The organism is Novosphingobium meiothermophilum (assembly GCF_003171715.1).
Taxonomy (GTDB): domain Bacteria; phylum Pseudomonadota; class Alphaproteobacteria; order Sphingomonadales; family Sphingomonadaceae; genus Novosphingobium; species Novosphingobium meiothermophilum.
Map to the genome: position 1 here is coordinate 1 of NZ_QGHL01000011.1, position 25,631 is coordinate 25,631.

At 64.5% G+C, this 25,631-nt stretch carries 27 protein-coding genes and 1 tRNA gene; 2 read left to right on the forward strand and 26 right to left on the reverse strand.

Annotation, left to right across the window (positions count from 1 at the left end):
- The first annotated feature begins 14 nt into the window (after positions 1-14).
- Complete coding sequence (locus tag DKM43_RS11460) at positions 15-788, forward strand: ABC transporter permease (protein WP_236632539.1); 774 nt, start codon at positions 15-17, stop codon at positions 786-788.
- Between the two features lie 52 nt (positions 789-840).
- Here the strand turns inward: DKM43_RS11460 and hspQ are convergent, their stop codons facing one another.
- Entirely contained in the window at positions 841-1,221 is a 381-nt protein-coding gene (gene hspQ / locus DKM43_RS11465; RefSeq protein WP_109798711.1) for a heat shock protein HspQ, read from the reverse strand.
- Between the two features lie 219 nt (positions 1,222-1,440).
- Here hspQ and DKM43_RS11470 point away from each other — a divergent pair.
- A tRNA-Ser gene (locus DKM43_RS11470) sits at positions 1,441-1,530 on the forward strand.
- Positions 1,531-1,553: 23 nt separating this feature from the next.
- Here the strand turns inward: DKM43_RS11470 and DKM43_RS11475 are convergent.
- The 25 genes from DKM43_RS11475 to DKM43_RS11600 all read right to left on the reverse strand — a co-directional run bounded on the left by DKM43_RS11475 (position 1,554) and on the right by DKM43_RS11600 (position 25,618).
- On the reverse strand, positions 1,554-2,765 hold the full coding sequence (locus DKM43_RS11475) for a tyrosine-type recombinase/integrase (protein ID WP_109798658.1): 1,212 nt from the start codon (positions 2,763-2,765) through the stop codon (positions 1,554-1,556).
- A complete protein-coding gene (locus tag DKM43_RS11480; protein ID WP_145960509.1) occupies positions 2,749-3,222 on the reverse strand; it encodes a helix-turn-helix domain-containing protein in 474 nt (157 codons plus the stop codon). The genes DKM43_RS11475 and DKM43_RS11480 overlap by 17 nt, the downstream gene beginning before the upstream one ends.
- Positions 3,223-3,661: 439 nt before the next feature.
- Positions 3,662-4,426, reverse strand: a complete 765-nt coding sequence (locus DKM43_RS11490; protein WP_109798661.1) for a hypothetical protein — start codon at positions 4,424-4,426, stop codon at positions 3,662-3,664.
- Positions 4,427-4,509: 83 nt separating this feature from the next.
- Positions 4,510-4,872, reverse strand: coding sequence for a hypothetical protein (locus DKM43_RS11495; protein ID WP_109798662.1), 363 nt, complete (start codon positions 4,870-4,872; stop codon positions 4,510-4,512).
- 341 nt (positions 4,873-5,213) lie between these two features.
- Positions 5,214-5,468 carry a hypothetical protein gene (locus tag DKM43_RS11500; RefSeq protein ID WP_109798663.1) on the reverse strand — a complete coding sequence of 85 codons (255 nt, stop codon included), beginning with the start codon at positions 5,466-5,468 and terminating at the stop codon, positions 5,214-5,216.
- A gap of 78 nt (positions 5,469-5,546) precedes the next feature.
- The gene (locus DKM43_RS11505; protein WP_109798664.1) at positions 5,547-5,855 is read right to left on the reverse strand and encodes a hypothetical protein; all 309 of its coding nucleotides are present in this window, start codon (positions 5,853-5,855) and stop codon (positions 5,547-5,549) included.
- 12 nt (positions 5,856-5,867) lie between these two features.
- Positions 5,868-6,161 carry a hypothetical protein gene (locus DKM43_RS11510; RefSeq protein ID WP_145960510.1) on the reverse strand — a complete coding sequence of 98 codons (294 nt, stop codon included), beginning with the start codon at positions 6,159-6,161 and terminating at the stop codon, positions 5,868-5,870.
- Between the two features lie 2 nt (positions 6,162-6,163).
- On the reverse strand, positions 6,164-6,466 hold the full coding sequence (locus tag DKM43_RS11515; RefSeq protein ID WP_109798666.1) for a hypothetical protein: 303 nt from the start codon (positions 6,464-6,466) through the stop codon (positions 6,164-6,166).
- Between the two features lie 12 nt (positions 6,467-6,478).
- Positions 6,479-6,664: a hypothetical protein gene (locus DKM43_RS11520; protein WP_109798667.1), complete on the reverse strand. Its 186-nt coding sequence runs from the start codon at positions 6,662-6,664 to the stop codon at positions 6,479-6,481.
- Positions 6,665-6,696: 32 nt separating this feature from the next.
- Positions 6,697-6,927 carry a hypothetical protein gene (locus DKM43_RS11525; RefSeq protein WP_109798668.1) on the reverse strand — a complete coding sequence of 77 codons (231 nt, stop codon included), beginning with the start codon at positions 6,925-6,927 and terminating at the stop codon, positions 6,697-6,699.
- 170 nt (positions 6,928-7,097) lie between these two features.
- Entirely contained in the window at positions 7,098-7,337 is a 240-nt protein-coding gene (locus tag DKM43_RS11530; RefSeq protein WP_109798669.1) for a DUF6117 family protein, read from the reverse strand.
- A gap of 1 nt (position 7,338) precedes the next feature.
- Positions 7,339-7,560, reverse strand: a complete 222-nt coding sequence (locus DKM43_RS11535; RefSeq protein ID WP_109798670.1) for a hypothetical protein — start codon at positions 7,558-7,560, stop codon at positions 7,339-7,341.
- Positions 7,560-7,889, reverse strand: coding sequence for a DUF3574 domain-containing protein (locus DKM43_RS11540; protein WP_161554077.1), 330 nt, complete (start codon positions 7,887-7,889; stop codon positions 7,560-7,562). Before DKM43_RS11540 ends, DKM43_RS11535 begins: the two co-directional genes overlap by 1 nt.
- A gap of 1,628 nt (positions 7,890-9,517) precedes the next feature.
- Entirely contained in the window at positions 9,518-12,778 is a 3,261-nt protein-coding gene (locus tag DKM43_RS11545) for a phage tail fiber domain-containing protein (RefSeq protein ID WP_109798672.1), read from the reverse strand.
- A 24-nt stretch (positions 12,779-12,802) separates the two neighbouring features.
- On the reverse strand, positions 12,803-14,560 hold the full coding sequence (gene terL, locus DKM43_RS11550; protein WP_109798673.1) for a phage terminase large subunit: 1,758 nt from the start codon (positions 14,558-14,560) through the stop codon (positions 12,803-12,805).
- 118 nt (positions 14,561-14,678) lie between these two features.
- Positions 14,679-14,921 carry a hypothetical protein gene (locus tag DKM43_RS11555; protein WP_145960511.1) on the reverse strand — a complete coding sequence of 81 codons (243 nt, stop codon included), beginning with the start codon at positions 14,919-14,921 and terminating at the stop codon, positions 14,679-14,681.
- Entirely contained in the window at positions 14,918-15,271 is a 354-nt protein-coding gene (locus tag DKM43_RS11560; RefSeq protein ID WP_109798675.1) for a hypothetical protein, read from the reverse strand. The genes DKM43_RS11555 and DKM43_RS11560 overlap by 4 nt, the downstream gene beginning before the upstream one ends.
- A gap of 37 nt (positions 15,272-15,308) precedes the next feature.
- The gene (locus DKM43_RS11565; RefSeq protein ID WP_109798676.1) at positions 15,309-19,136 is read right to left on the reverse strand and encodes a hypothetical protein; all 3,828 of its coding nucleotides are present in this window, start codon (positions 19,134-19,136) and stop codon (positions 15,309-15,311) included.
- A 10-nt stretch (positions 19,137-19,146) separates the two neighbouring features.
- Entirely contained in the window at positions 19,147-21,282 is a 2,136-nt protein-coding gene (locus DKM43_RS11570) for a M23 family metallopeptidase (RefSeq protein ID WP_109798677.1), read from the reverse strand.
- Positions 21,283-21,738 carry a virion core protein, T7 gp14 family gene (locus DKM43_RS11575; RefSeq protein WP_109798678.1) on the reverse strand — a complete coding sequence of 152 codons (456 nt, stop codon included), beginning with the start codon at positions 21,736-21,738 and terminating at the stop codon, positions 21,283-21,285.
- Between the two features lies 1 nt (position 21,739).
- On the reverse strand, positions 21,740-22,219 hold the full coding sequence (locus tag DKM43_RS11580) for a hypothetical protein (protein ID WP_109798679.1): 480 nt from the start codon (positions 22,217-22,219) through the stop codon (positions 21,740-21,742).
- Positions 22,219-24,030, reverse strand: a complete 1,812-nt coding sequence (locus tag DKM43_RS11585) for a phage nozzle protein (protein ID WP_109798680.1) — start codon at positions 24,028-24,030, stop codon at positions 22,219-22,221. The genes DKM43_RS11580 and DKM43_RS11585 overlap by 1 nt, the downstream gene beginning before the upstream one ends.
- Positions 24,027-24,518, reverse strand: a complete 492-nt coding sequence (locus DKM43_RS11590) for a phage nozzle protein (protein ID WP_109798681.1) — start codon at positions 24,516-24,518, stop codon at positions 24,027-24,029. Before DKM43_RS11590 ends, DKM43_RS11585 begins: the two co-directional genes overlap by 4 nt.
- A 14-nt stretch (positions 24,519-24,532) precedes the next feature.
- Positions 24,533-25,138 (reverse strand): phage tail protein, encoded by a 606-nt coding sequence (locus tag DKM43_RS11595; protein WP_145960512.1) that lies wholly within the window; start codon positions 25,136-25,138, stop codon positions 24,533-24,535.
- A 63-nt stretch (positions 25,139-25,201) separates the two neighbouring features.
- On the reverse strand, positions 25,202-25,618 hold the full coding sequence (locus tag DKM43_RS11600) for a hypothetical protein (RefSeq protein ID WP_145960513.1): 417 nt from the start codon (positions 25,616-25,618) through the stop codon (positions 25,202-25,204).
- Positions 25,619-25,631 lie beyond the last annotated feature (13 nt).

Here is a 25,631-nt window from a genome sequence, read left to right on the forward strand (position 1 = left end):
GCAGTTTCAACAGGCTGGGGCTCTGGACCCTCTATATGAAGGAGGTCAGACGCTTCTTCAAGGTCCAGACACAAACCATCTGGGCCCCTGCCGTCACGACACTCCTCTATCTCATGATCTTCACGCTGGCGCTGGGAACCGGCGGCCGACAGGTGTTGGGGGTGAACTTCGCCAGCTTCGTGGCGCCCGGCCTGATCGCCATGGGCATGATCAACAATTCCTTCGCCAACTCCAGCTTCTCGATGCTTGGAGGCAAGATTCAGGGCACCATCGTGGATTACCTCATGCCCCCGATCTCTACCGGCGAACTCATGGCGGCGCTTGTCGGCGCGGCCGTGACGCGCGCGGTGCTGGTGGGGCTGGCAGTGGCGGCGGCAATGCTGCTCTGGCCGGGGGTATCGCTGCGAATCGCCCATCCATGGGCTGTCGTCTGGTTCGGCCTGATGGGCTCCATCCTTCTGGCGCTTGTCGGGGTGATGACATCGATCTGGGCGGAAAAGTTCGACCATAACGCTGCCGTGACCAACTTCGTCATCACGCCGCTGTCGATGTTGTCGGGTACGTTCTATGTGATCGACAATCTCGCTCCGGCCTTTCAGGCAGTCAGCCGGGCCAACCCCATCTTCTATGTGATCTCAGGCTTCCGCTTCGGCTTCCTTGGCCGCAGCGACATTGGCAGCACCAACGAAGCGGTCCTTCACGGCGCCATCGGCCTCGGAGTGCTCAATTTTGCATTCGCAGTGGTGCTTTACGCGGTGCTGCGCTCTGGCTGGAAGCTGAAAAGCTGATCCTGCACCGGTTAAGCGACGGCCATGTCCCTGATGCAGCGGTCAGTGGCAATCAGTGCGAAAGACTGCGCCTCAGCCGGTAGCGACCATTGGCAAAGCCTTCGAACATCTCGTCGATCGAAGGATGATCGACCGGGCCGGCATCGGCATCGGCCAGCAGGTTCTGCTGGCTGACGTAGGCGACGTAGCTGCTTTCGTCATTCTCGGCGAGGAGATGATAGAAGGGCTGGTCACGCACCGGGCGCAAGTCGGCGGGGATCGATTCATACCATTCTTCGCTGTTTGCAAAGACCGGATCGATGTCGAAAACGACGCCGCGAAAGCCGAACATGCGGTGGCGCACCACGTCTCCGATGGCAAAGCGCGCCGATGAAACGGGTGGAGCCGAAATCTCGCGTCCGGCTTGTGGCGAAAAGAAACTCGCACGGTGCATGTTGCCGATATAGTGTCCTGCTGCACCGCAAACAAGCACCACGCCCACAAAGGCAGGCATTGCGCCGGGCATGCGCCGTGCGGGTGTGCCGAGCGGCAGAAAAAGCTGAGAAGTTCGAACGCAGCCGAAAGGCAGGTTTTCACTTGGCAAGCCATAAATCTTGGGCTAACGGCGCGCTTCCCCGACCGGCAGCCCCAGCGGCTGCGTGAATGGCACCACGGAGAGGTGGCAGAGTGGTCGAATGCGCCGCACTCGAAATGCGGTGTACGGGCAACCGTACCGTGGGTTCGAATCCCACCCTCTCCGCCAGCCATCCCACGGAAAACTAAGGATTATTGCAAGCTGACCGTGCCAAAGGCGGCTCGATTAGCAGTGCCTTCCCTGAAGATCGGACTTTCCTTAGTGGTGCCATTCGACCCCTGAAGGATCTCAATTCCGCCAAGAAGATCCGACGGCCGGAAGTGCAGATACCGCGACGTGGTCACCTTCGGGTCCTGGTGGCCCGCCCAAAGCATCAGCTGGAGCAGCTGCATTCCGCCCTGGGCGAGGCGCGTGAGGCACGTATGGCGCATGGTGTGGAGCGTGACGTCGTCCACGTTGAACCCGAGGGGCTTCATGTCCTCCCGGATGTTCTCCCACATATACCACGCGGTCCCGTTCGAGATCGGGAAGTAGACCGGCTTCTCCCGGATGTTGCCTCGGTCGTCCTTGAGCCGGACCATCCCGAGGTCATCCTTCAGTCCTTCCAGCGCAGCCCTTGCGGCGCCGGTGAGAGGGACGGAGCGGGGCTTGTCGTTCTTCGTCCTGTAGCGGGCGAAGGTTACGAGCAAGACACCCTCTCCGTCCTCCCCGGAGACCACCGACAGATCCTCAGGCCCGGTCGCCAGGGCTTCGCCGAGGCGGGCACCGGTGTCCAGGAGGAAGCGGATCAGGGCGGCGAAGCGTCGCCAGTTCCGGCCGGGTTCGGCCAGGCGGCGTTTCTCGATGCAGGCGAAGACCTGGTCCTCTTCTGCACGGGTGAGAACTCGATCCTTGGTGTTGGCCACGCGGATCGTAGGCATGGGCGGCTTGGCGGCCAGCAGCGGCTTCCCGTCAGGGTCCGTCCACTTGGTCGCCATGCGGAGCACTTTCGAGACCGCGTCCATCTTGCGCTTCACCGTGGCCGGGGCGTAGCCGAGAGCCTTGAGCTCGTCGACCAGCTGTTCGAGGCGGGTGAAGGTCATCGCGGTCGCCGGCTCGTCGCCGATGAGGCTGTTGAGGATCTTGATGTTGGACCGGATGGTCGCCTGGCTCTTGGCCTGGGAGTGGTGCCAGACGGTGTTCTCCGCGCGCTCGAAAAGGGAACGCATGGTTACCTGAGGTTCCCGATTGCGTGAGCTTTCGGTCGCAGAAGGGGCGACCCCCTTTGCCAAGAACTCTCTCCGGAGCTCAAGCGCCTTGGCGCGGTCCCTCGTGTTGAGAGACACGCGCCCGCCGCCGTCCGCGCGGAGATCGAGGTAGTAGATGCCCGAAGCCTTGCGCTTGAGCTCAGGAAGTCTCGCCATCGGGTTCGTCCTTCGGTTTCTGGCCGAGGGCGACCAGGGCGGCGCGCATCACGGCGACCCCCTTCGGAGTGAGCCGGAGCAGCTTTCGCCGCTGGTCATCCTCGTCGACCTCCTGCTGAAGCCAGCCCAGGGCGATGCCTCGGTATTCCTTGTGGCTCGGCGGCAGGAGGACTTTGTAGGTGTTCGCGAGGCTGGCGTTGAGAACGCCTCCCGCACCCTCGACGATCTCCGACGGGGTAAGCGGGCGGCCACGGGCGTCAGCCGCGGCGGCAATCAGGAAGAAAGCCGCCTGATTAATGGTAAGTCTGTCGTTCCCCTCTTCCGCTAGGTAGAGGAGGCTCGCCGATAAGGCGCTCAATGGCTTCACGTATCTGGAGAGCTTTATCGGTTTCGTCTGCGACATTGTTGTTTTCCCGTCCCCCGGTTCCCCCTGCTTCAATTGAGTGGCAGTGGTCACGGTGGTTCTCCTGTTTCATTGATGCCCTCCGTCCAAGCAGGCGCCCGGACGTGCCGGGCTTACATAGGCCCCTAACGGTAAATTGTCAACGATTGACTAACCTTAGGGGAAGCGCGAAGGATAAATCCTACAGGAAATATCCTCCCCGTCAAGCATTTGTTCTCCGTCTGTTCTGTTCCAGAATGGAACGAGCCAGCGCCGGTCCGGCATGTTCGCACCGGACAAACCGGCGAAGGTCCCCAGGCAGTCGATCCTGCGGAGCTCGACCGAGGGGTCATCCCGCAGGCGGATCGAAGCAAGGCTGGGGATGGTCGAGTTACCGCCGGAGCAGTCGACCTCGACACAATCGAGGTCCGCCTCACTGCACCCGTTGAGGAGCAGAACGGCGGACACGACGGCGGTCACGAGGACCTTGGTGTCACATACGGGGACCGGCATGTCAGCACCACGTCACCTCGGCGTAGGTCTCGATGAAGGCGCTGGGGCCTCCCTCGAACCGGCCGGGGTCGTAAACGTTGATGGAGGGCCCGTGGATCTCGATGCCGCGGGCATGGGAGACGAGGGTGCCGTCAGGTTCCCGGATGATCCACGTCGGGAGGTCCGCGCCATCTCGATTGGCTATGAGGTTGGCGACGGAGACGTGGATGATCGTCAAGGGCCCGGCACGGCGCCGACGGGCAGCTGCGGACCGCGCTGCGAGGAGTTCGAGGGTCATTGCGGTTCTCCGGGCGGATCGGGAGAGCCGGGGCCCTCCCGATAGGTGGTCAGATGATGCGGGTGAGGATGACCGACGTGCCACGATTGTCGGCCTCGTCTTGGTCCTGAGCCAGGGCGGCCAGAGGACCGACGGCGACGCCGTCTCGTCGCGCGCCCGCGCCCAGGGCGTGTCCACAAGCAGCTGACAGACGTCGTCAATTCCCACACCGGCAGCGGCCAGAGCCCCGACAACGGGTGGGGTAAAGGCACCGCGATTGAAGATTGCGCGCTCGATGGGGCAGTCTCGATAGCGGTTCACCGAGAGGCCCCCGATCAGCGGGCTGCTTTCAGGTCCGGTATCAAGGTCAGGATGCTCGTCGAGATCGGTGAAGCTGAGGAATTGCGTCTTGGCGCCGACCGGGAGGCTCAGCGGGTCCTTGGTGTGGCCGACAGGTTCGATGACGGTGGTCCCGGCGTCGGGTGCCGGGGCGGTAGCGGTTGCGGTCATTGGTGGTTCTCCTATGGTCCGGCACAGTGCCGGTGAGACCGCCGGATGGTGGTCCGACGGTCCTCATCGGGACTGCCTGAGGGTCAGGTAAGCGTGATGATTGCGTCCGTGAACGCCGGAGCGAGGCCGTAGCCATACTTGCGGGCAATCTGGATGATTTCCCGGTCGAGGCTACGCTTGCGCTTCGAGTATTCGCCGGTCGACTTGGCCCAGATACCGTCGACCTTGCCGGCCTCAAGGGCCTCGGCGATAGCCTCGTGGTCAGCCCTGCGGTCGTGGCCAAGGAACACGTAGGCGCCCTCGATGTAGAGGTCGAGGGCCCGCTGGTTGGCCCTTTTCTGGCGTTCGCGGGGCTGGTCGATGGAGAAGACGCCGCGCTGGGCAAGCTGGATGCGCTTGATAGGGTCGCGGAAGTCGTCAGGGGTTGCGGTGGGAGGGGTCAGCATGGTCAGATCTCCTATGGTCGGAAGCGGGCGAGTCCGAGGACCTCGCTGATTGACAGGCGCTTGAACTCGTCGTGCTCTGCCAGGAGGGCGGCGCGCTCGTGGCGTGGAAGGGGGCCGAGGACCGCTTGGGCGGCGCTCAGGATGCGGGTTGCGAGTAGCGTGATGGGCATGGTTTCCTCATTGCTGAGAGGACGACGCCAAGGCCGTTACAGGTCAGGCAGTCCTCCTCGGTGGGGGTAGTCGAGGCCGTCGAGGACCTCGTAACCGGTAGCCGCCTCCCGGCCCCACCGCAGGCCGTGCAGTCAGGCGCTAGGTGGGCCGGAGGGTAGGGGCGAGGCACGTCAGGTGCCCTCGCCGATGCAGTTGGGGTTGACGCCGACCGGGAACTCGTGGCGTTCCCAGGTGACATCGGGGTCGTCGGCCCAAGAGCACCAGATAGGGTCGCCATCGTCGTTGAGGATGTCAAAGCGGTCGTCGCCATAGAGGACACCGGCACGGCCATCGTGGTCCTCAGGGAAGACCTCGTAGAACTTGCCCTCGGTGTAGCTTCCGGTCGTAGTGCGGCTCAGCGAGATCGCCTTAGCCCAGAGCCTCATCTCGATAGGCTTCACACGGGACACAGGGACAGCGGAATGTTCGATCATGGTAACCTCCTGTTCAGGGATGCGTGAGGGTTAGGCGGTAGTCAGGCGCGATTTCAGCTTGGCGACCTGCTCGGACAGCGCTGGGTAGAGGGCGAGGTCGTCAAGGAACTCGTCAATTGCATCCAGCTTGGCGTTAGGATCGACGCTGAGAAGATAGCGCCGCTTGAACGCGGCCGGATTGCTGGGAGGAACGAGGCCCCATGCCTCTGCCAAGAGGGCGACCGCGTATTGGTCAGCCTCATCTTGGTTCAGCGCGCGGAAGGTCTCGCTCCAGATCGTGCTCTCGCCATCGGTGGCGTAGGCGGTCCAGATAGTTCCGGAAAGAGGTGCGAGGGTCATGGGTGCCTCCTGTCAGTAGAAAAAGCGGGCGTTCGGGTAGTCCTCTCGGACCAAGATCTTCGCCTCTGCCCGCGACCCGGCCCGCAGAAAAAAGTCGACGGTGCCATCGGCATTGCCACACCAGTAGAGGGGCTGGCCGAGACCCCAATAGGCCCCGCCCGGATCGTATCCGCCGTTGTCAAGGTAGACGCGACGGAGATAGAGAGGCGGGTCAGAGGGCAGGACGTCGCCGGTCCTGGTCGACCTGCGACCCATAGGGGCGCCGTAGCGGCAATCGACGTGAGGCGTCGGGTCGATGCGGGGCATGGTCAGTCCTCCTCAGTCGGTTCGAGGTTGTCGAGGGCCCACTGTGCCAGCCATCGCGGGCAGTGTTCCCAATCGAAGGGTTCGTGCTGTGTCCCGGCCTTCTCTGCGGCGTCCCATGCGGCGTCACAGGCCGGAGCCAGATCGGCGATGGTCGAGCGGAGCGCGGCGGTCCCCTCCTTCTCCCGGAGGACGTCAAGGCGGGCCTTTGGCTCCCCAACCAGATGGACGTCAGCGGTCAAGTAGGCTTCCCAGAGGCACATTGCGGTCTCGACGGTCTGCCAAGTGAGGGGTGGCGTCAGGGCCATGGTCGTCTCCTGTCAACTGTCCACACCGCAGGCGGCGAGGAACCGGTCGCGGTCGAAGCGGGGATTGGTGGTCCGGAGGGCCGAGGCGAGGCGTCGTGCGGTCTGCGCAGCGCCCGCCAAGCGGCCCGGATGGTCGGCCATATCGGCGCGGGCCTCTGAGACCGCCGCCGCGATGAGTTCGTAGTCCTTGCGGGTCATATCCGTTCCTTTCAGGAAAGCGTGAGCATCCCCTAGCCGTAGACGATACGGCCAGCCTCGATCCGGTTGTCGAGGTCGTCCACGAGGCCGTAGGAGACCGCGTGGCCGAGGTTGTGGATGAAGGTCCTCGAAGGGTCGTGGCCGGTCTCGGCGACGAGGGTCTCGACCGCCTTTCCGGCCCGTGCAGTGGCCGCTGCGAGGACGAGGTGGGCGCGATAGGAGCCGCCGCCGATGCGAGGGTCCCGATAGTAGCCGCGGCGCATGTCAGTCGTCCTCCCATTCGAGGGAGGTTTCGCCGCCGCAGTCGTTGCAGAAAGCGCCCTTGTCAAAAACGTTCTGGAGGACCCAGCTCTCTTTCGAGCGGTCCCACTCTGCGTAGGCGTCAGCGGCGACGTCAGGGCTCCCGCAAGAGGAGCAAACGGGGTGGGCCATGTCAAATCTCCGGTGGAATGTATGCGTCATACGGATTGTCGGCCGTCGCGAGGTTACCGAACGGGGTGAAGACAAACTCCCCGTCGCGGCGCCCGACCGCGCAGATGACCGAGCGGGGTTCGCCGGTCTCGGCGTCAAGGCAGGACATGAGGGCCAGGTCGTCAGACTTGGCGGCGTCGATCAGCGTCTTGAACCATTGCCGGTGGTGTTCCGGGATAGGTGGTGCGGGTTTGATGGTCATGTCAGGGCCTTTCCGGATGAGGGGTGATGGACGCGCCAGCGGCCCCGTCGAGGAGGCGGTCCCATTGCCAGAGCCGCAGGAATGTCCCGGAGCTTTCGTCGACCCGGTCAACCCGGACGTAGGAACCGCGAGGGGTCGCAAGGTATTCCTCCCCGGCCGAGAGGTAGTCGTAAGGCTCGGCCAGGGTCAGGAGGCAGGTGTCCTTGGTGATGAGGTGGTGCATCACAAAAACTCCACCTGCGCGGCTACGGTGGTCACCATGACGGCGTCTTGCTGGAAAAGCGCCTTGTAGACGCCAGCGACCGTGCGGATTGCCGATAGGGTCTCCGGCGATGCGTCATGGGCCACTTCGACGACCATTGACGGCTCACGGATGGTCATGCCAGTCGCAGCGTCCCGCCAGCCACCGGAGCAGGGCAGGACAGTGAAGCCGTCAGGGAACGTTGCGGCGACCGTGTCTGCCTCGAAGGCGGACCAGTCAGCCGGGGTGACAGACCCGCCGTCCGGGCGGGCCATGCCAAAGGCGATGCGGGTGAGGTGAGTGAGTGCCATGGTTTCCCGTTCCTTCTGGAAAGCGTGACTATTGAACGCGAGTGGCGCTGTTCTTGTGGCACCACGACCGGCGACCGGTCTCATGCTCCCGGACGATCAAGGTGCTACCGCGTGGCTCTTGAACCACGGTGGCGCGGATGGTCTGGCCGTAGCGAGTGAAGGTGACGCCGTCACCGGCACGAAAGTTTTGCATAACCGTTCCTTTCAGGGAAGCGTTAGGTTTCCAAGTGACCCGGACGGGAGGAACGGGAGGGAGGGAGGGGGAACCGCCCGGACCACATGGAAACCCCGCCCAACCTATAGCCTTGCTATCGGCGTATCGGGCGGATTTCCCTTGCACATAGCCAGGGCGAGACCCTGACCTGACCGCATTGCCGGGCCGCATTTGGCGTCCCGGTGGCTAGTCACTTGCGGCCCTTCACGCCCATTAGGACGCTGGCCCCTTGAACCTTCCACTTCGTATCTACTCACACCGGTCACCCCGGCAGATGAACACCTCGGAAGGGCCGCAAGGCCTACTTTGGACAGATGGCAGTAGGCGGCCACCGCGGGTCTCTCCCCGCCTGTCAAACTTGATGCCTTACCCTTAGCGAACCTCACGCTTCCCTGTCAATCCCCTTTGTGTGACCGTTTGGCGGGACGCTGGCAGCAGGACCCTACGCGGCGCACACTCGGACCGTAGGACTGTCACCTTGTCGCCACCGTCCACCAATGGGCGGACCGGGCGGGAACCGCGAGGGTTCCCAAGGGGATGTTAGGGCGGCGATATGGGGCCGCTATGGGATTGCCTTAGGAAGGCGCCGAGGGTTCCCGTTTCCGTTTCCGGTCACTCTCGATGGCCTGACTATCATGGAAGCATGACCAAATGTCAATATCGAAAAACAATAAACCTGAAAAAAAATCTTGAGGGGCCGGTAAAGGGCGCTGAGGCCTATATGGGCAGGGACAAAAAAGGCAGGCCAAAGAGCAAGCAAGCCCATACCAGGCAGGCGAAGCCCATTGCCCCATATCGGCCCCTATCGGCCCCACCGTGCCGCAATGGCTCCTAGTGTGCCATTCAATCCGCCCCTATCCGCGCCTTTCCTAGCCACCGTGCCGCCCCTTGTGTGACGTTGCTGGATCGGCCGGGCTGGATCGGGGGGGCCTACCCCTATGGGGGAAATGCCGAAGTGGCTCAGCGCTGTATGGCCGAACAGGATTTTGCGCCAAAATCGATCCCCCTCCTAGAATGCCCTCAGAAGCCTCAGGAGCGTAGGGAGGTGTTCAGAGCCACTCGTGTAGCCAAGAGGCCCCTCAACGGCCTCCAAGGGGCGTTCCACGGCGTTTCACGGGCTATCCAGATCTTCACGGAAGCCGCACGACCCTCCAGGACCACATATGGTCCCTCAGGTCGACCGAATGTCCCTCCCTTGGCGGGGAAGGGGAAGACCACCCCAGAGAGATTTTCCTCTCCAGGGGGTCTTGAAATCTCAGAAATCGTCCTATATAAACCTTAAGGATACATAAGGGAGGCCTTAAGGGAACCGTTAAGGCTACCCTCTATGGTATTCTCTCTATGTCTTCTACCTTAAGGTAACCCCTATGTCCCCTGACGGCTCCGTCAAGGAACCATCAGGGAAGCATGAGGGTTAGGCGATGGTGATGCTCTCGAACCCGAGCAGGGGGAAGCCCAGCCCGTTCTCTGCATCGCACCCATCGTAGAGGTGGCCCTTGTAGCGAGCGTTGAGCTCGTCAGCCGTGCCGTAGCTGAAGGGGCCGCCAGAGTAGACCCGGAGGCGGACGTTGGCCGGCCAAGCCCCGGAGGTCTTGGTCAGGGTGACCGTCTCGTTGTCGGTGATGGCCGCCGTGAAGCCGGTGCGACTCCAGGTGGTTCCTCCGTCGCTGCTGAGCTCGAACCCTTCGATGCTGGCACCGGGGAGAACTGAGCCCGTTCCCGTGAGGGACAGGACGGGGCGGCGCCCTCTCTCGATCCGGTCAATGGTGACCATAGCGTTCCATGCGTAGGCCCGATGGGTCGTCGAGAGGTTCGCATTGATGCAAGCCGCCAAGGCGGTCGCTTGGGCAGCGATGCTGGTCGCCACGTTCACCTGGAGGCCCGAGGCTCCCGAAGCGACGTAGGTGATGACGTTGCCGTCAATCGTCACGGTATCCCCGGCAACCGCAAGGGTGTCGATGCGGACCATGTTGTTGTCGGTCTGAAGACGGCCGTTCGAGTTGAGCAGCTTGGCCTTGACCGTGATGACCGTTCGGCCACCGTTGATGGTCACCTGGGTTGCATCGAGGAACGAGTTGTTCGGCACCGGTGAGAGGCCACGAGCTCGCAGGTAGGCTTCACCCATGCGGTAGCCGAGGCGGTAGGAGCCTTCCCGGAGGATCTGGCTCTGGTGCGGGCCACCAAGGTTCGTGCTCGGGCCTGCGGTCGTCCCGCCGGCCACGTTGTCGATTGCCAGGTCGGTCGTTGCGGGACCAATGGCGGCCAAGGTGGGCCAGCTGTTAGCGAAGCTGATTTGACCAGCCTGCGCCCCGGTCCGTCCGGTTCCGAAGTTGTCGAAGTCGGTCGGGCCTGCGCTAGTCACCGTTGCTCGGGTGGGCAGACAGATCCCCAGGCGATAGCCTGAGTTCTGCAAGGTCCCGTCACCGTAGTAGTGGTCCGACTTGTATGGCCCCGTGCCTCGAACAACTGCGTTGAGCGTGTCGGGATAGAAGGCGCTGTCGCTGGTATACCACACCCAGACCGGGGTGAGATCCTTGCCACAGACCCCTGCCATTTCGACGTCTCGGGCCCACAGCCTGGTCAGGTCGCTGTCGTTGATCCACGCCCTCGCACTCGTGCCGGGAATGGCACGGTCGACGATGCAGATGGCTCGGTTGCCATTCACCTCTTCAATGCGGTCCGCCATGGCCGTTACGCCGTTGAAGACGTTGGTCATCGCGGGTTCGATCACGAACAGCTGCGGCCGCGCCGAGGTGCTGAAGCGGGCAACCGGGCTGGAGGTCGTATCGCCTGGATCGGAGCGGGAACCCATCCACGAGCAGAACGACACACGGCCCGAAGGGGTCACAGGGCAGTTCGCCGCGTTGAGCGCGATGTAGGCCTGGCTCTGGCCCACCACCGCAGCCTTGTCCCCACAGCCGATGCGGCTGTTCATTCGGAAGATCTTGGCCGGATCGCTGGTCGCCCAGAACTCGAGGAACCCCCAGCCCGGATAGGTCGGGAGCTCCAGCAGTGGAGCCATGGTCGATCCCACCGGGCAGAGCCGGAAAGGAGGAACCAGAACGTCACCCTGAGGTGACACAACGCGAACCATAACGTCCCCGCTAAGGCCCGCACTGGTCCCCGACAGTGCGACGAACCCGGTCCGCGCGTCGTCCGCCGGAGACAGGACGTATCCATCCGGCAGGCGCGTGAAGTGGAGCCAGGAGGATGCGCTGTGGCGGACAATGGTGCCGCCGGGGTTCACCGTGCCGTAGATTGTGCCGGCGCTGGTGTTGTCGTTAAGGGCCGTTGCGGTCAGCTTGGTCGACAGATTGCCGCCGCCCCGGTAGTCACGAAACAGCTTGTAGCCGGTAGCGCCAGTCAGTGTCGATGCGATGTCGGCACCTTCGGCGATGGCCTGCCACTTGGTATCGTCGCCGGCCGTGCCGAGGACAAAGCCGTGGAAAGCGATGGCGCCGTTGAAGGCAGCATCCGGTGCCGCAAGTGCGGTAAGCGTCCCAACGCTGTTGGCAACGTCCCCGACCAGGACATGCGTCCCTCCCAGGGCATTGATTTGGTGGTTAGCACTTGTCTGCGTTGATCCGGCAATCTTGGCCTCACCCTGGGCATAGCTGTTGATCGCAAAGTTACCAGCGCCATCACAGGTTACGACGATCAGCTGAGCACGGCCCGCACGGGTCTGCACGTCGACGTTCAACGTCAGCGTGTCCCCAACGGTCCCCTTTGAGTTCCACTGGATGCGGTCATGGAGCGTCGTAGTGAAGTAGTCGTCGCCGTAATGGTAGAGGTTGAATGCGCTGGCGATGATCGTCGACGTCCCCATCACCCGGTAGCGGCGGTTGTCCTTGGTCCGCTCGTGAGGGATCTGCAACATGATGAAGAACGCGCCGGCCTGGTCCCACTTGAGAAGCGGCGTGGAGACTAGGTTCGTGTTCGGGTAGCCGATATGGCCAGCAAGGCCGGCGTAGTGCCGGTTGAAGTTCGGGAACTGTGCCGAGAAGGCCGGCAGGGACCATTGCTGGCTCTGGTAGGCCACGGCAGCTGCCTCAGCGGCAGCGCGCTGGGTCGCAGCATTAGCGGCAGCTGCGTCGGCCAGGGCGCGGTCAGCAGCGACGGCGGCCTTATCGGACGCAACGGCGGCCTTGTCGGTCGCGACGGTTGCCTTGTCTGCCGCCACGGTCGCCTTGTCGGCCGCAACGGTCGCCTTGTCATTCGAGACCTGGACACGGTCGGCCGCCACGACTGCCTTATCAGCCGCAACGGTTGCCTTATCGGCCGCAACGGTCGCCTTGTCGGCGCTCACCTGGCTCGCCGAGGCGAGGATCTCTTCGGTCCGGTCCTGGACCCAATCGTTCGTTGCGTCGAACTCGAAGCCGAGCTCTTCCGAGCGCCGGAGGACCTGGCGGAAGGCGTTGTCCAAATCGCCGGCCTGAAGGACCGCACCGTCCACAAAGTCCACCGCAGCGGCTGACACGTCGGTCTTTCGATAGATCTCGACGAGGGACCCAGCAGCGGGGGCCGGCGAGACCTGGACCCTGGAGGGGTTGACCCAGGTAAACGCTACGTCCGCCTTGTTGACCCTCACCTTGACCGTGTCGGCGGTCTCGTAGGTGAACGTGATGTCGAACTGCGTGGTGGACCCGTTCCCGGTGTAGGAGGAAATGGTTGCCATGTTTTTATGCTTTCCTTCAGGCAGTTAACGGCGCCGACCCGCTGCCCGTCGCGGGGCGCTACGGCCGGTCTTGAGGATCGCTGACCCGAAGAGCTCCTGCTCGAACCGCTTGGCGGCCTCAGCCTCCCGGCGCTTCTCGGCCTCGAGGGCGTCAGCGTTCATGTATTCCGCCCAATAGGTCAGGGCGTGGGCGAGGACGTCGATGCGGTCGTCCTTGCGGAGCGCACCGCGCGCCTCGGTGAGGTGCGTCAGCTGGTAGAGCCCAGAGGTCTCCATGGTGGACGGAGCGCCCTCTGCGGCACCGCTGCGGGCCTCGAGGAGATCCTTGCGGACCATTGCGGTGTCAAAGACCAGTCGATGCTGCTGGAGCGCCGGCCGGACGACTGCCATGATCCGGAGCTCCTTCTGCCCGGAGACCTTGTGGTCGATGATGGGCGGAGGGGCCTTCCCGTTCTCCTGGTAGATCCGGCGGAGGTGGGGCTCGAGCAGGCGGGAGAACATCCCGTCGCCGAAGTTGGCTTCGATCTGGATGGCCGCCACCTTCTCCTCGAAGGCATGGCGGGCCAGCATCGACAGGGTCGCCTCGCTGTGGCCGTCACGGTAGCCACCCCAGCGGCGGACGAAGACCGAGCCGTTGAGGAACTTGGTGACCACATAGGCGGTCTCGTCGGCGCCACGGCCGGACGGGTCGATGCTCAGGAGCGAGCCTGTGAACTTCTCGAAGTCCGGGCTGCGGAACATCGGCCGGTGCATCCGGTCGCCATCGAAGCCGACGTTGTCGAGCTCCTTGATGACCAACTCAGGGCCGCTGCCCCAGACCACACGGGCCGGAGCGAGGTCCTCGGGGACGTCCATGACGATCAGGTCGCTGGTCTTGAGCGGGAACTTGTCCGCATCGACCAGAGAGGTGTCGAGCATGAATTGCAGCTGGAAGCCAGCGCGTCCCCAGCCTGCTTCACGTTCCACCAAGTCGGCGTCATGGAAGCGGTCAGGGTCCGTCGGGGCGCCACCTAGCGTGGACGCTACGGGCCGCCCGAGATCCGGATTGGCCTCGAGGTCCGCGCGCAGCAGCGGCGCCAGGTTGGCGTAGAGGGGTAGCTTCTCCTTGGTGGGGTAGCGCGCTGGCCACACCCGCATCTCGAAGCCCTTTTCACCCAGGCCACGGTAGATCGAGGCCATCGACTGAAAGGTGCCGAGGACGATGATCTCGCCGCCCGGCTTCAGGATAGCCTCAGCTTCGCCCATGCGGTCCCGCAGCTTCTCACGCAGCGCTTCAGTCTCGGAGTTCTTGGGGACCTCGACGTCGTCGAAGAGGAGAACGTCGGCGCGGCCGCCGGTGATCTGCCCGGTGATGCCGAACGCGGCGACCGAGGGGTCCTTTGAGGGACCGGCGGGGCCGACCTCGAACTCCAACGTTGAATTGCGCTGGCCGGGCCGGGCTTGGAGCTCAGCCCAGGGGACCGGCTCCATGGAGATCACATCCTCAGACCCAATCAGGGTATGGATGAACGCGGCGATCTTGTGGCTGAAGCGCTCATTAGCACTGACCACCATGATCTTGAGGTCTGGGTCCCGCCACAGCCGCCAGACGATGTAGGCCGCCGTGAGGAAGGTCTTGCCGACACCGCGGAACGCTGCAATGAACCGACGCCGGTGGCCGTTGGCGAGGAACTCTGCGATGTCCTTCTGGATGCGCGTGGGCTTCGGGAGCCGGAGCACCCTTACCCAAACGTAAGCTAGAAACACGAGGAAGGAGGCCTTCAGCCTCTCTTCTGGGGTCATACGTCTTCCCTGACAATCAGGATAGCCCGTGAAACGCCGTGGAACAGGGTCCACAGAGCGAAGAGGGGCTTGGGAGGTATTGGGGTAGCCTGGAGGCCGTTAGGGGCCTCAGCGGGCCTCAGTGAGCCCTGCGCTCGTTGGCGACCTCATCGAGGTCTAGCTCTTCCAGAGCGGCGGCCAGGTTGGAGACCCGCCGGCTCTTCGCCGGCGCGTCGACCCCATTGTCCTTCAGGAACTTGATGGCCTGAGAGATCATCTGGGGAGACGGTGCGGTTTCTCCGGAGCCGCTAAGGGCCGTTGTGAGAACATCGGCCACCTTGGCGTGGAGCGCGTCGAGCGCGCTCTCTTTTGCCCGGCTCACTCCGGCCTCCGGAACCATAACTTGAGGTTCTCCCAGACGTCGCCGGGGACCTTCTTGGCGGTCGTGGCGAAGCTGTGGATGAACCCAGGGATGGCCTCATAGGCGACCAGACCGGCCACGAAGGAGACCCCTTGGCGCGTGAAGTCTCCTGCGGTCGGGAAGACCTCGCCCAAGATCTGCTTGGCGAAGTAGGAAACGACGATACCGACGGCCAGCTGCACGAAGCGCTCGCCCCAAGTGGCCCCCTTCTTGTAGAGGGATGCCACTGCGGCCCCCAGCGCGCCCGGTGCGATGCCGGAAAGGAACTCGGCGGAGCGCGCCAAGGCGTCCGCAATGGTGCTCTTGTCCATTATGGTTTCTCAGTTGAAAGGGCCTTAGCCCCTCCGGTTATTGAACAGGGATGCCGAGGCGTTGTGCCTCAGCGCGTAGGGTTGCTTCTTTCGTCCCTCGGTCCCAGCCTTGAAGCTCACCCACGTCGAAGACCTCCACTCTCAGGCGAGCCAGAGCGAAGGATTTATCCTCATCGGTGAAGGCCTCCACCGCGAGACCCGTGTAGCCGTCGACGACGTTCTGGATCTCCCGGATGCGGGCGGCCTTGGGCAGTGCTTGGTATTCAGGCAGACGGACGAGCTCATTGAGCGCCTCCTCCATGGTTTTGCCTGTAGACGGGTCGCGAACTTCCCGCCCTCGGATCTCAAGGAATCTCGAGAACTGCTGAGCGGTGAGCTTGACGCCCTTCTGGGTCCTGCCAGCTGTGGGCTTGCGCATCGACAGGCTCTCCATCTCGGCCGCCAGTGGGTCCTCTTCGGGGTTCGGGAGGACATCCCCCTTGATCCCGGCGAGGCGCTGGAGACCGGACTGCGGGATAGGCCGTCCGACCAGGTCCCTCTTCAGGGGCAGGCTGTCGGCGCCGATAGACGCCTTGGCGAGACCATCGGAGAAGTTTGCGGCTTCCCTCAGCTGCCCGTCGCCCCATGCCACCAGCTGACGCTGGATGCCGGAGGCGGGGATTGCACGGGTCGCCAGACCACGGAAGAAGTTGTCCCAGCGGCTCGAGGCGTCCTCAGGGGACGTTGCGCCGGCCAGGTCAGTCAGCTGCCGGATCGACTGAAGCCAGGACTTCGACAGCACGTTCGCTGCCGTCGCCCAGATCATTGCCTCAGCCATCTCGGAGAGGGTCCCCGAAGCAGCCGGATCGTCTTCGTTAGCGTCCGCTACGGCCCTCAGGTCAGCCCCGATGCCCAGCAAGGTCCCGATGGGGTCGACCCTCGAGAACTCGTAGGTGTCGTCGCCAATCTTGAAGGAGTAGCTAGGTCGCCCGGCGTCGCGCGCCGTGGACAGGAAGCCACCATCATAGCCGACGATCTGGCGATCCTCGGCCAGGTTGTAGGCCGTCACGACCGCGGTGATGCCAAGGGACATCCGGGCCAGAGCCTCATCTCGCGCAGCTCCCCCTTCCAGGAGAGCCGACCGGATGCGGTCCTTGAACAGCCCGAGCGGGGTGAAGTCGATAGCGGTGCGTTCGATGATCCTCAGCGGGGTCTTGATGAACGGCACGAAGATACTGGCGAGGCCGCCGCCGCGGGCTTGCAGCTGGGCGACCACCCGGTTGATGCCGAGCTCGAGATCGTCCTGGAACAGAACGCCGCGGGCTTCGACCTCCCCGGCGCGCATGATGGCGTGTTGAGCCGCCTGGTCTGCGCCACCAGCGACCGCGCCGCGCGGGCCGTCGCCGAACAGCTGGATCGTGCGGGCCTTGATGAACTGACCGAGATCAGCGCCTTCGAGGCCAAGCTCTGCGGCTTCCTTCGCGGCGAGACGCACCGAGGCCGAGTAGGCGCCGGCACGGGCCGCAAGGGTCCCTACGAACTCGTCAGGGGCATTGATGAACAGCGTGGTCCCCGCTCGGTAGAGAGTGCCGGCGGCGTTGATGGACGAGCCGAGCACGTTGACGAGACCACGGAGGCCTGCCTGGAAGAAGTTGCTACCTTCCATCTGCCCAACCATCTCGCGGAGGCGTCGGGTCTCGGAGGCCGTCAGTGCGAAGGCCTTGTTGTTGACCACGTCTGCTCGCTCGAAGCTCACCGACTTGTCGCCAGTCGCCGCGATGCTCTTGCGGGCGAAGCCGCGGGCCAGCTTGGTCAGACCCATGGCGTCGGCATTGAGTGAGAGCTCAGAGTAGGCCTCGTGCTCAAGGACTGCGAGGGTGTTGCGGTAGGCCTCACGGAAGCCACCGAGGACGCCTTCGCCGTAAGCCCAGACTTCCGCCGCAGCGCGCCGGAACTCGGCTTCGCTGCCCACGCCGACCAACCGACCGGTGCCGCGGGCGCCGACTGCGAGGAGCCGCCCGAGGCCGTTGAGGCCCAGGAAGGTCACACCCGCGGTGAGGTTGTAGAGGGCCGTCGAGACGCCGAAGAGCGAGCCCATGGTCTCCTTCGTTGCATCGCTGACGCGCCGCCAGATGGAGCCGTTACCTTCACGCACGGAGCGCGTGAGTTCCGCAACGTCACCACGGAGGTCGACAAGGCGCTTGAGGGCCAGGAGCTTCTCCGCATCGGTGCCGAGGAGGTCCGCATAGGAGGAGGCCCCCTCCGGAATGCTCATCTTCGAGAAGCCAGCGGCCTGAGCCTTGCCTTCTGCGTTGAGGGCTTCGTCGATGACCTTCCCGGCTTTCGACGGGCTGACCTTGGCGAGAGCCTGAAGGGACTGAAGGGCCCGCCCGACTTCCGACCCGGCACCGCGGAGGGTGCCCAGGAAGTAAGCGTGGCGGTGGAAGGCCTTGAGGAACTCGAACCATTTGATGCCCGCACCGTTGGTCCCAATCTCGTCCATGGCTTCTTTCGCCAAGGCGAGCATGTGGTGGGCATGGGCGCCGGTGAACAGCCGAGCGGCCATCAGCTTTTCGCCAAGGCCCTCAGTGGCTCCGTAGAGCTTCACGAAGACCTCAGGATCAGAGGCCAGCGCTTCAGCGCCGCGGATGAGCTCCGCATTGGCGACCCTCTCAGTGCTTCGACCGAGGCCGCGGCCGATCTGCTCGTAGATGTCGAGGAGGCCGTTCTGGAGACGTGCGAGTTGCTCGGGGTCCTCGAAGACCGAGAAGTCGAGCTTCGCCGGGTCGATCCCCAGGCGCATCAGGGCATTCTCAGGGTCGCCCTTGACCAAGGCTTCAGCCATCCGGACAAAGGTGTCGCCATTGACGTCGATCTTGCCGGCCTTCTCCCGGAGGAAGTCGAGGACCTCATCCATGGTGCGCGGCTCAGCCGGGCCTGGTCCGCCCGTCGGTGGGCGTGTGGGCTGCGGATCGAACTCCGAACGTGCTCCGCCCTGCTGGCCCGCCTCGGCGGCAGGGGCGGTCAGGGGGTTCTGGTTCGGGGGCAGGGTTTCGTCGAGCTTGACGGCACCCTTCTTGAAGTTGTCAACGACCGCCTTGGCTTCCTCAGCGGTCCCTCGCCATTCGCGATAGAGCTTCGCAATGCGGCCGCCGGTGGCGAAGACAGCATCACCGAGGAGACCCACAGGGGCGCCAGCGGCTGCGGCCTTGAAGCGGGCCTCGAGCTCGGTGTCGTCTTCGGCAGAGGCAAGAGCGTCCAGGGCTGCGTTATCGAGCCCGAAGGTGTCCTTCAGGACGGTCGCAATGTTTCCGCCACGGGGGTCGTATTGTGTGAAGTCCGCCAGCGCACCGGCGGCGAGCCCTTGGCCCACCCGGCCCAGCGCACCGTAAGCGCGGAGGGCCGTTGTGGCCTTCAGGTAGCCCGTGAAGGGGACCAGGAAGGAGCCGATGCCCCGGACCACCCTTTCAGTGGTGCCGGCATTCTCCTCACCCTCGAGGGTCGGGAGGGTGAGGCGGCCGGTGCCTAGAGCGGTGCCGCTCGCCAACTGGTCCATGTTCCGCCGTTTGGCTTCATCAAAGGGGAGATAGCCAATCACGCCGTTGTCTGCCCGCGACCCGAACGCCACAACGCCGATGTTCGTTTTCTCACCTAGCCAGTCGCCGAGGTCGTCGATGGTGTCCAGGACGCCTTGGCCGGCATCACGAAGGGCCCCAACGCCTGCGCGGTAGATCGAGAAAGGGCGGGGTTTCCCGGACGGGGCCGGGCGCTGAGCCGAAACCTGGAAGGTGTCGACCGCCTTCTTGCCGCGCTTCTCACGCTCAATATCGGCGAGCTCGGCGTTGATTGCGTCGAGCTCGGCCTGCTCCTGAGGCGTCAGGGCCATTCATGTCTCCTTATCGGTTCTTCTGTAGCTCCGCTTCGCGGGCTCTGAGGGCGGCCTCACGGTCCTGCCCAGGCTTCGCTGCGAGGCGGTCACCGGCCGCTACGGCTTCGGTGTAGGCCTCTGCGGCGCTCTTGCCGTTCTGGATTGCCCGGCGGAACACCGACAGAGCGACGTCACGCTGCTCTGCGGTTGCTCCGGTTCCTCGGGCGAGGAGGGAGCCATTGCCTCGCTCCGTGACCTTGAACTTCTCACCGAGCCGCGCCCCCCACTGAGCAGCCTCAGGGCTCTCAAGGGCGAACTTGGCGCCGGCCGCAGCGGCCGCGCGGGCCTGCCGGAAGCGGGCCAGAGAGCTCTTGCCTGGAGGACCGAAGTCCCCGCGCTGGAGGCGCCGCTGGTCCTCCTCGACGGAGGCGCCGGTGAGGTCCCCAGCTTGACGCTGGGCGATGAGACCGGAGAGCTCCCTGTCGTATTCGACATCAGCTTCGTAGCGGGCCTGGCGTTCCTCGGCGCGGACCTCGGCGGCTGCTTGACGGGCCTCGGCCTCCTGACTTTCGATCACGGAGTTGGCGAAGCTCGGGTCGAGGTCCCCATTGGCGACCCACTGCTGAAGCGTCGACTTGCTTACCGGGCGGTCATTGATGATCTCGGTCAGGATCTTGTCCGCGTTCGCTTCCCACCTCTCGTTGCGGACCCTGCGGGCTTCGTTGCGGCGGTTCGTCTCGATGACGTCGGCCGCGTCCTGGAGGTCCCGGATCTCGGACGGAGTGAAAGAGGGGGAGCCATCCTTGCGGGTCGAGAACATGATACCCCTGAGGATCTCAGGCTTCCCGAACTGCTTGGCGTAGACCTTCAGGCCGTCGATGAGGCCCGCCTTGGCTTCACCGCGGGGGACCGTGTCAGGGATCTGAGACATCAGCGCCTCGAAGTCATACTTCGGGGTGTAGCTTGGGGGGGCAGCATCGCCGACCGGCTTCAGGTTCGGGTTCTCGGCGGGCTGGCCTTGCGTCGTCCCGGTGAACTTGAACGTCGCCGGATCGACGTCCACGAGCTTGCCATCCTTGGGCACCTTCACGCGGTAGTGGAGGTGCGGGCCGGAAGCGTTGCCGGTCTCACCCACGGCGCCGATGGGGGCCCCTGCGGAGAGGTCCTGACCCTTGGTGACCGCGATGCTGTCCAGGTGGGCGTAGCTGGTTACCGTGCCGTCCGGGTGACGGACTTGCACGAAGTTGCCGCTGCGGGCGTCACGGCCCGTTGCGATGACCACGCCCTCCGCCGGGGCTTCCACTTGGGTTCCTCGCGGGGCGGCGAGATCCAGACCGACCGAACCGCGGGCCCTGTGAGCCGTGAAGCCGGACGTGGCGGTGCCGCGGACGGGCATACGGCCCGTTGTGGAGATGGGGCGGGGAGCGACCAGACCGGGGTTCTCCGCTTCCGCGGCCGTGGAGGCCGGGACCTGGATCTCCTGGATCGGGGCTTCCGCCGCACCACCGAGCAAGGGGAGACCCTTGGTGGCCGCGACGAACGCAACGTTGTCGATATGCTTGGCGTTCTGCTTCTTGGTGATGACCTCGAGGGCCCTGGGCACCAGATCCGCGCGGAGCTCGGCGAGAGCCTGGGCCAACGCGGCGCCGGCGCGTGGGGAGCCCAGATCCCGAGGCTGGCCTTTCTCATCCAACGCCACCGAGGCGAACTCGGCATTGATTAGGGCGTTGATGTCTTCCGGCGTTGCCGGGTCTTCGTCGTCAGCCAGGCGCTCATTGATCTTCGTCCGGAGCCGCTCGCCGACTTCAATGGCCGAGCGCTGGGCTCCAGCGGTGTAGTAGGCGTCAGCGTAGGACCGGCTCTTGAGCTTCTTGGGATCGGCCTGCCCTGCCTGACCGGCGAGGGCACCGGCTGCGGCGTCCTGCTGGTTTCGGCGCTGCTCGCCTGCGACCAGCTGGCCCGAGACGGCGTCCCCAAAGTCGGAAGCCACACCGAGCAGCTGCGCAAGAGCCTGCGCCTTGCTCTGGTTCGGCCCGGCAATCGGGGCGTTGACCTCGACGTTGCCGGGATCGACGCTACGGCGGGCCGGCAGGGTGAAGTCGGAGTTGTCAGTGGTCCGTCGACGGGCCGTGATGGGGCTCTGGGTCTTCGCTAGATCAGCCATTTAGCTTCCCGATTTCCTGCTTGCGTTCATTTTGGCCGACGCCGCCGACAGGCCGATCATCAGCCCGGCCGTCAGAGTGCTCGGCGTGGAGATGAACTTGGAAGCGGTCTCAGCATCCGAGGCAGCGCGGCGGCTCTCTCGGTTGGCCAGCGAGGTCTTGTTGGAGAGCTCGGCCTGCATTGCGCTATCCATCAGGAGCGTTTCGATAGACCCGGAGGACAGGCTCAGGCCGGCCTCCCCGGCGGCCACCTGGATGCGGGATTGCTCTCGGCGCATCTCTCGGAGGCGGTTGTTGATCTCGGCCGTAGTGGCCTGGTCGATCTGCTTCTTTCGCTCGACGTTGGCGGCCTGGAGGGCCTTGTTGGTAGCCGTGGCGGCCTTGTTCTGCGAAATGATTTGAACGGCGGAGGTAGCCCCCGCGATGATAGCCGCCCCGATGGCGGCGGGGACACACACGTCATCGGCTCCTTGAAAACTGGATGAAGGGCCGCTTCTCGGGCCCATGCCGGGGATCGGCGTCGATGAAGCGGAAGCCTGCCCAGACCAGCCAATCCAAGGCGGCCTCGTTGCGGACATCCACGAAATTGGTGAGGACCGGATAGACCTCGAGCATCTCCTCGGCATACGGCCGAGAGAGCCGGGCGAAGGCCACGCGCTCCCGCCCGGAAGCGTCAGTGGCCACAAGCCAGGGCTGGCCCACGCCGGCGATGACGCTTGGCGCCACGCCAAACAGCACGACAGGAAGGCCTGTCCGGTCAAGGCCGACCCAGCAGCGGGTGGAGCAAGCCACCGACTGCCGGACCGCTTCGGCGGGTTCGCCCCCCACAGAGGCCTGGATCTCGTCGATGTCCGCTTGGCGGAGGTTGGTGGCGATATGCTCGACGAGGCCCCGGACGGTGTCGTCCGGGAGGTGCTCAAGGGAGACGACTTTTGCCATTATGATGCCCTGTTGAAGTAGAGGCCCTCCCACTCCGCGCTGACCCAGCTGCTCGCGAACGGGGTGTCGTTGGCGAGAGTGATGGAGAGGCGGGAAGCCTCGGCCGATACGCTGAAGGGGATGGCGTCCGAGGCGTAGGCCTGGGCCCCCAGGAGGAACCCGCTGTAGCCGATACGCTGGGACGAGACGTTGTAGACGCGACGCTTCGAGGCGTCGTCGAGGTTCGCATCGCGGCCGTAGGGGTAGATCTCCACGGTGAAGAACGGGGTCTCCGACGTAGTGATCGACATGGACCGCAGCTGGAGCCTTCCGCTTTCGAGAGGGCGCCCTTGGTAGTCGCGCGGGAACTGGCGGCTCAGGACGAGGGCCGTCTTGTAGACCTCACCGGCGGTGACCGGGTGGGCACTTTCGTTACCTTCGACAGTGACCGTGGTGCCCGAGACCGTAACCTTCGTCCCGTCGATCAGGCTCTCCGGGTAGGGATGGCCCTTGGTCCGCACGAGCCGCAAACGAACCGGATCGGGTTCGTAAGGGAACGTGAAGGTCGTCAGGCCGGTCCCGGCGTTGTAGGTGCCGGTGAGCGTGACGAGCCGGTCCAGGTAGATCTGGTGGTCCTGCTGGGGCGCTACGGCGTCCTGGCGGAGATCAATCTTCTCGAGGTAGGCCTTGTTAGACCGGCGGACTACGAGGGTCAGCTGGCCGTCCGCAAAGTCCCCAGAGATCACATGACCGCCGGAAAAGGACCACCGCTTCCACGAGGACAGGACCTTCTGGTCCGCATCCCAATAGAACTGGTAGGTGTAGACTTGGCCAGGGGTCGTCGAGTTCGAGGCAAGGGCGACCAGGCCACGGACCCCGTGGAGCGGGACCAGCTTGGACACACCTTCAGGGATCAGGCCCGGAACGTGCGCGGTGATGTCGGCGGCGTCCTTGGCGTCCCGTCCGTCGAGGCGGGTGTATTCCAGGATGGATGTATAGCCACCCGCCGCGGCCGCGAAGTAGACCGTGTCGCCGTAAGGCGCAGGCCGCACTCCGGGAGCGAGGCTGTAGTCCGTGACCGGCCGGATCTCGATGGAGTTGATCGAGGTGCCGCTCTGGCCGTTCGACAGCGAGAGCTGCCGTTTGGCCGAGAAGAGCATGATGCCGTCGTTGAAGGCCGTTGCGTAATCCAACAGGGCGACGTCAGTGGTCGTTGCGGAGACCGAGAGGGCGTCCGCATCGAGAGCGTCGAGGACCGTGCGGCGCCAGAAGTTCCCGTAGTCGCCCACAACGGACATGACGACCGCTTCGTCCACCGCAAAGCCCAGGCGGTTCTGGTAGAAGAAGACGTCGCGGATGACCTTGCCGACGAAGGCCGGCGCGGGGTTGCTCGTCTTGTCCCCGACAGAGCGGGGCTTCCAGCAGAAGGGCTTGAACTCGAACGTCCCGTCCGACTTGCGGATCAGGGCGTGAGGCATGGTGGTGGACTTGATGGCGTTCTTCAGGCCCGGTGCGCGGGTCTCGTTCCACACGCCACCCTTGGAGATGACGTAGTAGGACTGGAAGTTGCTGTCCGCGCTGCCCATCACCTTGTAGAGAAGGCCATCGGCCGGGGTGGCCGGGAGATCCTTCTCCAGCTGGACCGTCCCGGAGAGGGTGTCAGGGATGGTGTCGTTCTTGAAGCACTCGGAGCCCGGAGCAGACGCCGGGGGGACGTAAGGGGCCGCCAGCGTTGGGTTGGTGTTGCCGACGGGCGGGGCACCACTGGCACCGGTGCCGCCACCTACCGTATCGGACAGGGTCTCGTCGAGATACCAGGTGCCCTCCCTCACAGCGAGACCAACCTACCCCACGAGAGGGTGCCGCCAGGGCTCGGGAGGTCTGCGGGCGGGGTCGCTGTGTCGGCGCCAAGGTCGTCAAGTTCGACCGTCACCGAGGAGTTGACGATGAAGGTGTAGTCGGCGACCGTAACGGCCTTGAAGGCCCCCGCGGGGGCACCGGCAAGGTAGCCCCAACCGAACGGGGCGGTCACCGTCTTCTCTTCGCCGGTGGCTCCATCGAACACGCGGAGAGCGCCGTCGGCGATGACGACGATGTAGCGCTCATTCTTGTCGCGGTTGATATGGTGGACGAAAGCGTCCTCGATATTGGTCACGTTAAGGTCCGCTACGTGCTGCGTCGGGGGACGACGAGAGACGCCGCGGGCGATGTCGACCCAGGTATTGAGCTCGTCCTCGGTCTGGTCCGCTGAGCGGAGGATCGGGGGCTGAAGCGAAATGCCGTTGTTGAGGGACGGGATCGTCCGGGTCACAAGGGACATAGTTCCTCCTCAGGTTAGCCGAAGCGGCGCCTCAGGGACCGCCGGGCCGATGGGTTCGCTCGGAAGCTGTTGGTGTCTCGGGTGCGCCGCTCGCTGCGCCACAGGCGGTCCCACGCGCGCTGCTCGTCGCGGTCGTTGTATCCGTCGAGGAGAGGGGAGGACACGCGCTGGGCCTGGAACTTCCGGGCAGCGGCGATGGAGACATAGGTGCGGGCCGTCTGGGGGATGTCCTCGAAGGGGTAGGCCCAGATGATCTCGACCTCGACGGCCGCGGTGAAGGTGTAGGTCTGGTTATCCAGATCGTAGAGCGAGAGTTCGTTGGTGTTGGGGTTCCGGCGGACTACGATGTTGGACGACACGGTGGATGCGTCGACCTCCATGGCGCCGGAGGGGATCTTGATGGTCCCGTCGATCTGCGGGGAGAGGCTGTAGTTGCGGTCGGTGTTCCACGACCAGCCCTGGGCCTCAACGTCCCGTAGCGTATCCCGGAGGACCTGGAGGGCGTCGACCACGTCGGGGACGCCGGACACCGTCAGGGTGTTGACGGGAGACTGGCCGATGGACGCCAGCATTCGATTGACCGCCTCGAGCTCCGTCGAGGGGGCGATAAGGGTCGACAAGGGCGGGGTCTCCAGAAAATGAAAAAATGGGGTGCCCCTCGAAAGAGACACCCCATGCGGGTTTTAGCCGGTAGCGCCGGCAAGCAGGAGATCGACGGTCACCGTAGCAGCCGCCGCCACGTTGGCACCGCCAACGAGAAGCTCGATGATGTCGCCACCCTGGAGGGTGATCGGCACACCGGCCTGGGCCGAGGCGTCCACCTTGGAAGCCGCACCGGCCGTGGTGGCCGCGGTGAGGACCGTGAAGGAGCCGCCGCGGTTCAGGCGAAGCTGGAGGGTGCAGCCCGCGCCGAGGGTCGCCGAGGTGCGCACAATGGCGTCGACAAGGCGTTCACGGAAGTTGGGCGGGAAGGTGAGGACGTTCACCTGGTCACCGCTGGCGGCCACACCGTTGGTGAAGGCCAGCGTCTTGACGATGCTCGAAACGTCGGTGTTCACCGACGGCAGACGGTCGTCAGCGAGCGAAGTGATGGTAGCCACTGCTCAGAGCCCC

Bases quoted from the DNA above. Each gene is read 5' to 3' on its own strand.
- DKM43_RS11510 (WP_145960510.1), bottom strand. From the start codon at position 6,161: ATGCCCCGCATCGACCCGACGCCTCACGTCGATTGCCGCTACGGCGCC.
- DKM43_RS11500 (WP_109798663.1), bottom strand. From the start codon at position 5,468: ATGAGGCTCTGGGCTAAGGCGATCTCGCTGAGCCGCACTACGACCGGA.
- terL (WP_109798673.1), bottom strand. From the start codon at position 14,560: ATGACCCCAGAAGAGAGGCTGAAGGCCTCCTTCCTCGTGTTTCTAGCT.
- DKM43_RS11525 (WP_109798668.1), bottom strand. From the start codon at position 6,927: ATGCGCCGCGGCTACTATCGGGACCCTCGCATCGGCGGCGGCTCCTAT.
- DKM43_RS11560 (WP_109798675.1), bottom strand. From the start codon at position 15,271: ATGGACAAGAGCACCATTGCGGACGCCTTGGCGCGCTCCGCCGAGTTC.
- DKM43_RS11495 (WP_109798662.1), bottom strand. From the start codon at position 4,872: ATGCTGACCCCTCCCACCGCAACCCCTGACGACTTCCGCGACCCTATC.
- DKM43_RS11490 (WP_109798661.1), bottom strand. From the start codon at position 4,426: ATGACCGCAACCGCTACCGCCCCGGCACCCGACGCCGGGACCACCGTC.
- DKM43_RS11590 (WP_109798681.1), bottom strand. From the start codon at position 24,518: ATGTCCCTTGTGACCCGGACGATCCCGTCCCTCAACAACGGCATTTCG.
- DKM43_RS11520 (WP_109798667.1), bottom strand. From the start codon at position 6,664: ATGACCCGCAAGGACTACGAACTCATCGCGGCGGCGGTCTCAGAGGCC.
- DKM43_RS11545 (WP_109798672.1), bottom strand. From the start codon at position 12,778: ATGGCAACCATTTCCTCCTACACCGGGAACGGGTCCACCACGCAGTTC.
- DKM43_RS11570 (WP_109798677.1), bottom strand. From the start codon at position 21,282: ATGGCTGATCTAGCGAAGACCCAGAGCCCCATCACGGCCCGTCGACGG.
- DKM43_RS11475 (WP_109798658.1), bottom strand. From the start codon at position 2,765: ATGGCGAGACTTCCTGAGCTCAAGCGCAAGGCTTCGGGCATCTACTAC.
- DKM43_RS11505 (WP_109798664.1), bottom strand. From the start codon at position 5,855: ATGACCCTCGCACCTCTTTCCGGAACTATCTGGACCGCCTACGCCACC.
- DKM43_RS11530 (WP_109798669.1), bottom strand. From the start codon at position 7,337: ATGACCATCAAACCCGCACCACCTATCCCGGAACACCACCGGCAATGG.
- DKM43_RS11515 (WP_109798666.1), bottom strand. From the start codon at position 6,466: ATGGCCCTGACGCCACCCCTCACTTGGCAGACCGTCGAGACCGCAATG.
- hspQ (WP_109798711.1), bottom strand. From the start codon at position 1,221: ATGCACCGTGCGAGTTTCTTTTCGCCACAAGCCGGACGCGAGATTTCG.
- DKM43_RS11540 (WP_161554077.1), bottom strand. From the start codon at position 7,889: ATGGCACTCACTCACCTCACCCGCATCGCCTTTGGCATGGCCCGCCCG.
- DKM43_RS11565 (WP_109798676.1), bottom strand. From the start codon at position 19,136: ATGGCCCTGACGCCTCAGGAGCAGGCCGAGCTCGACGCAATCAACGCC.
- DKM43_RS11580 (WP_109798679.1), bottom strand. From the start codon at position 22,219: ATGGCAAAAGTCGTCTCCCTTGAGCACCTCCCGGACGACACCGTCCGG.
- DKM43_RS11535 (WP_109798670.1), bottom strand. From the start codon at position 7,560: ATGCACCACCTCATCACCAAGGACACCTGCCTCCTGACCCTGGCCGAG.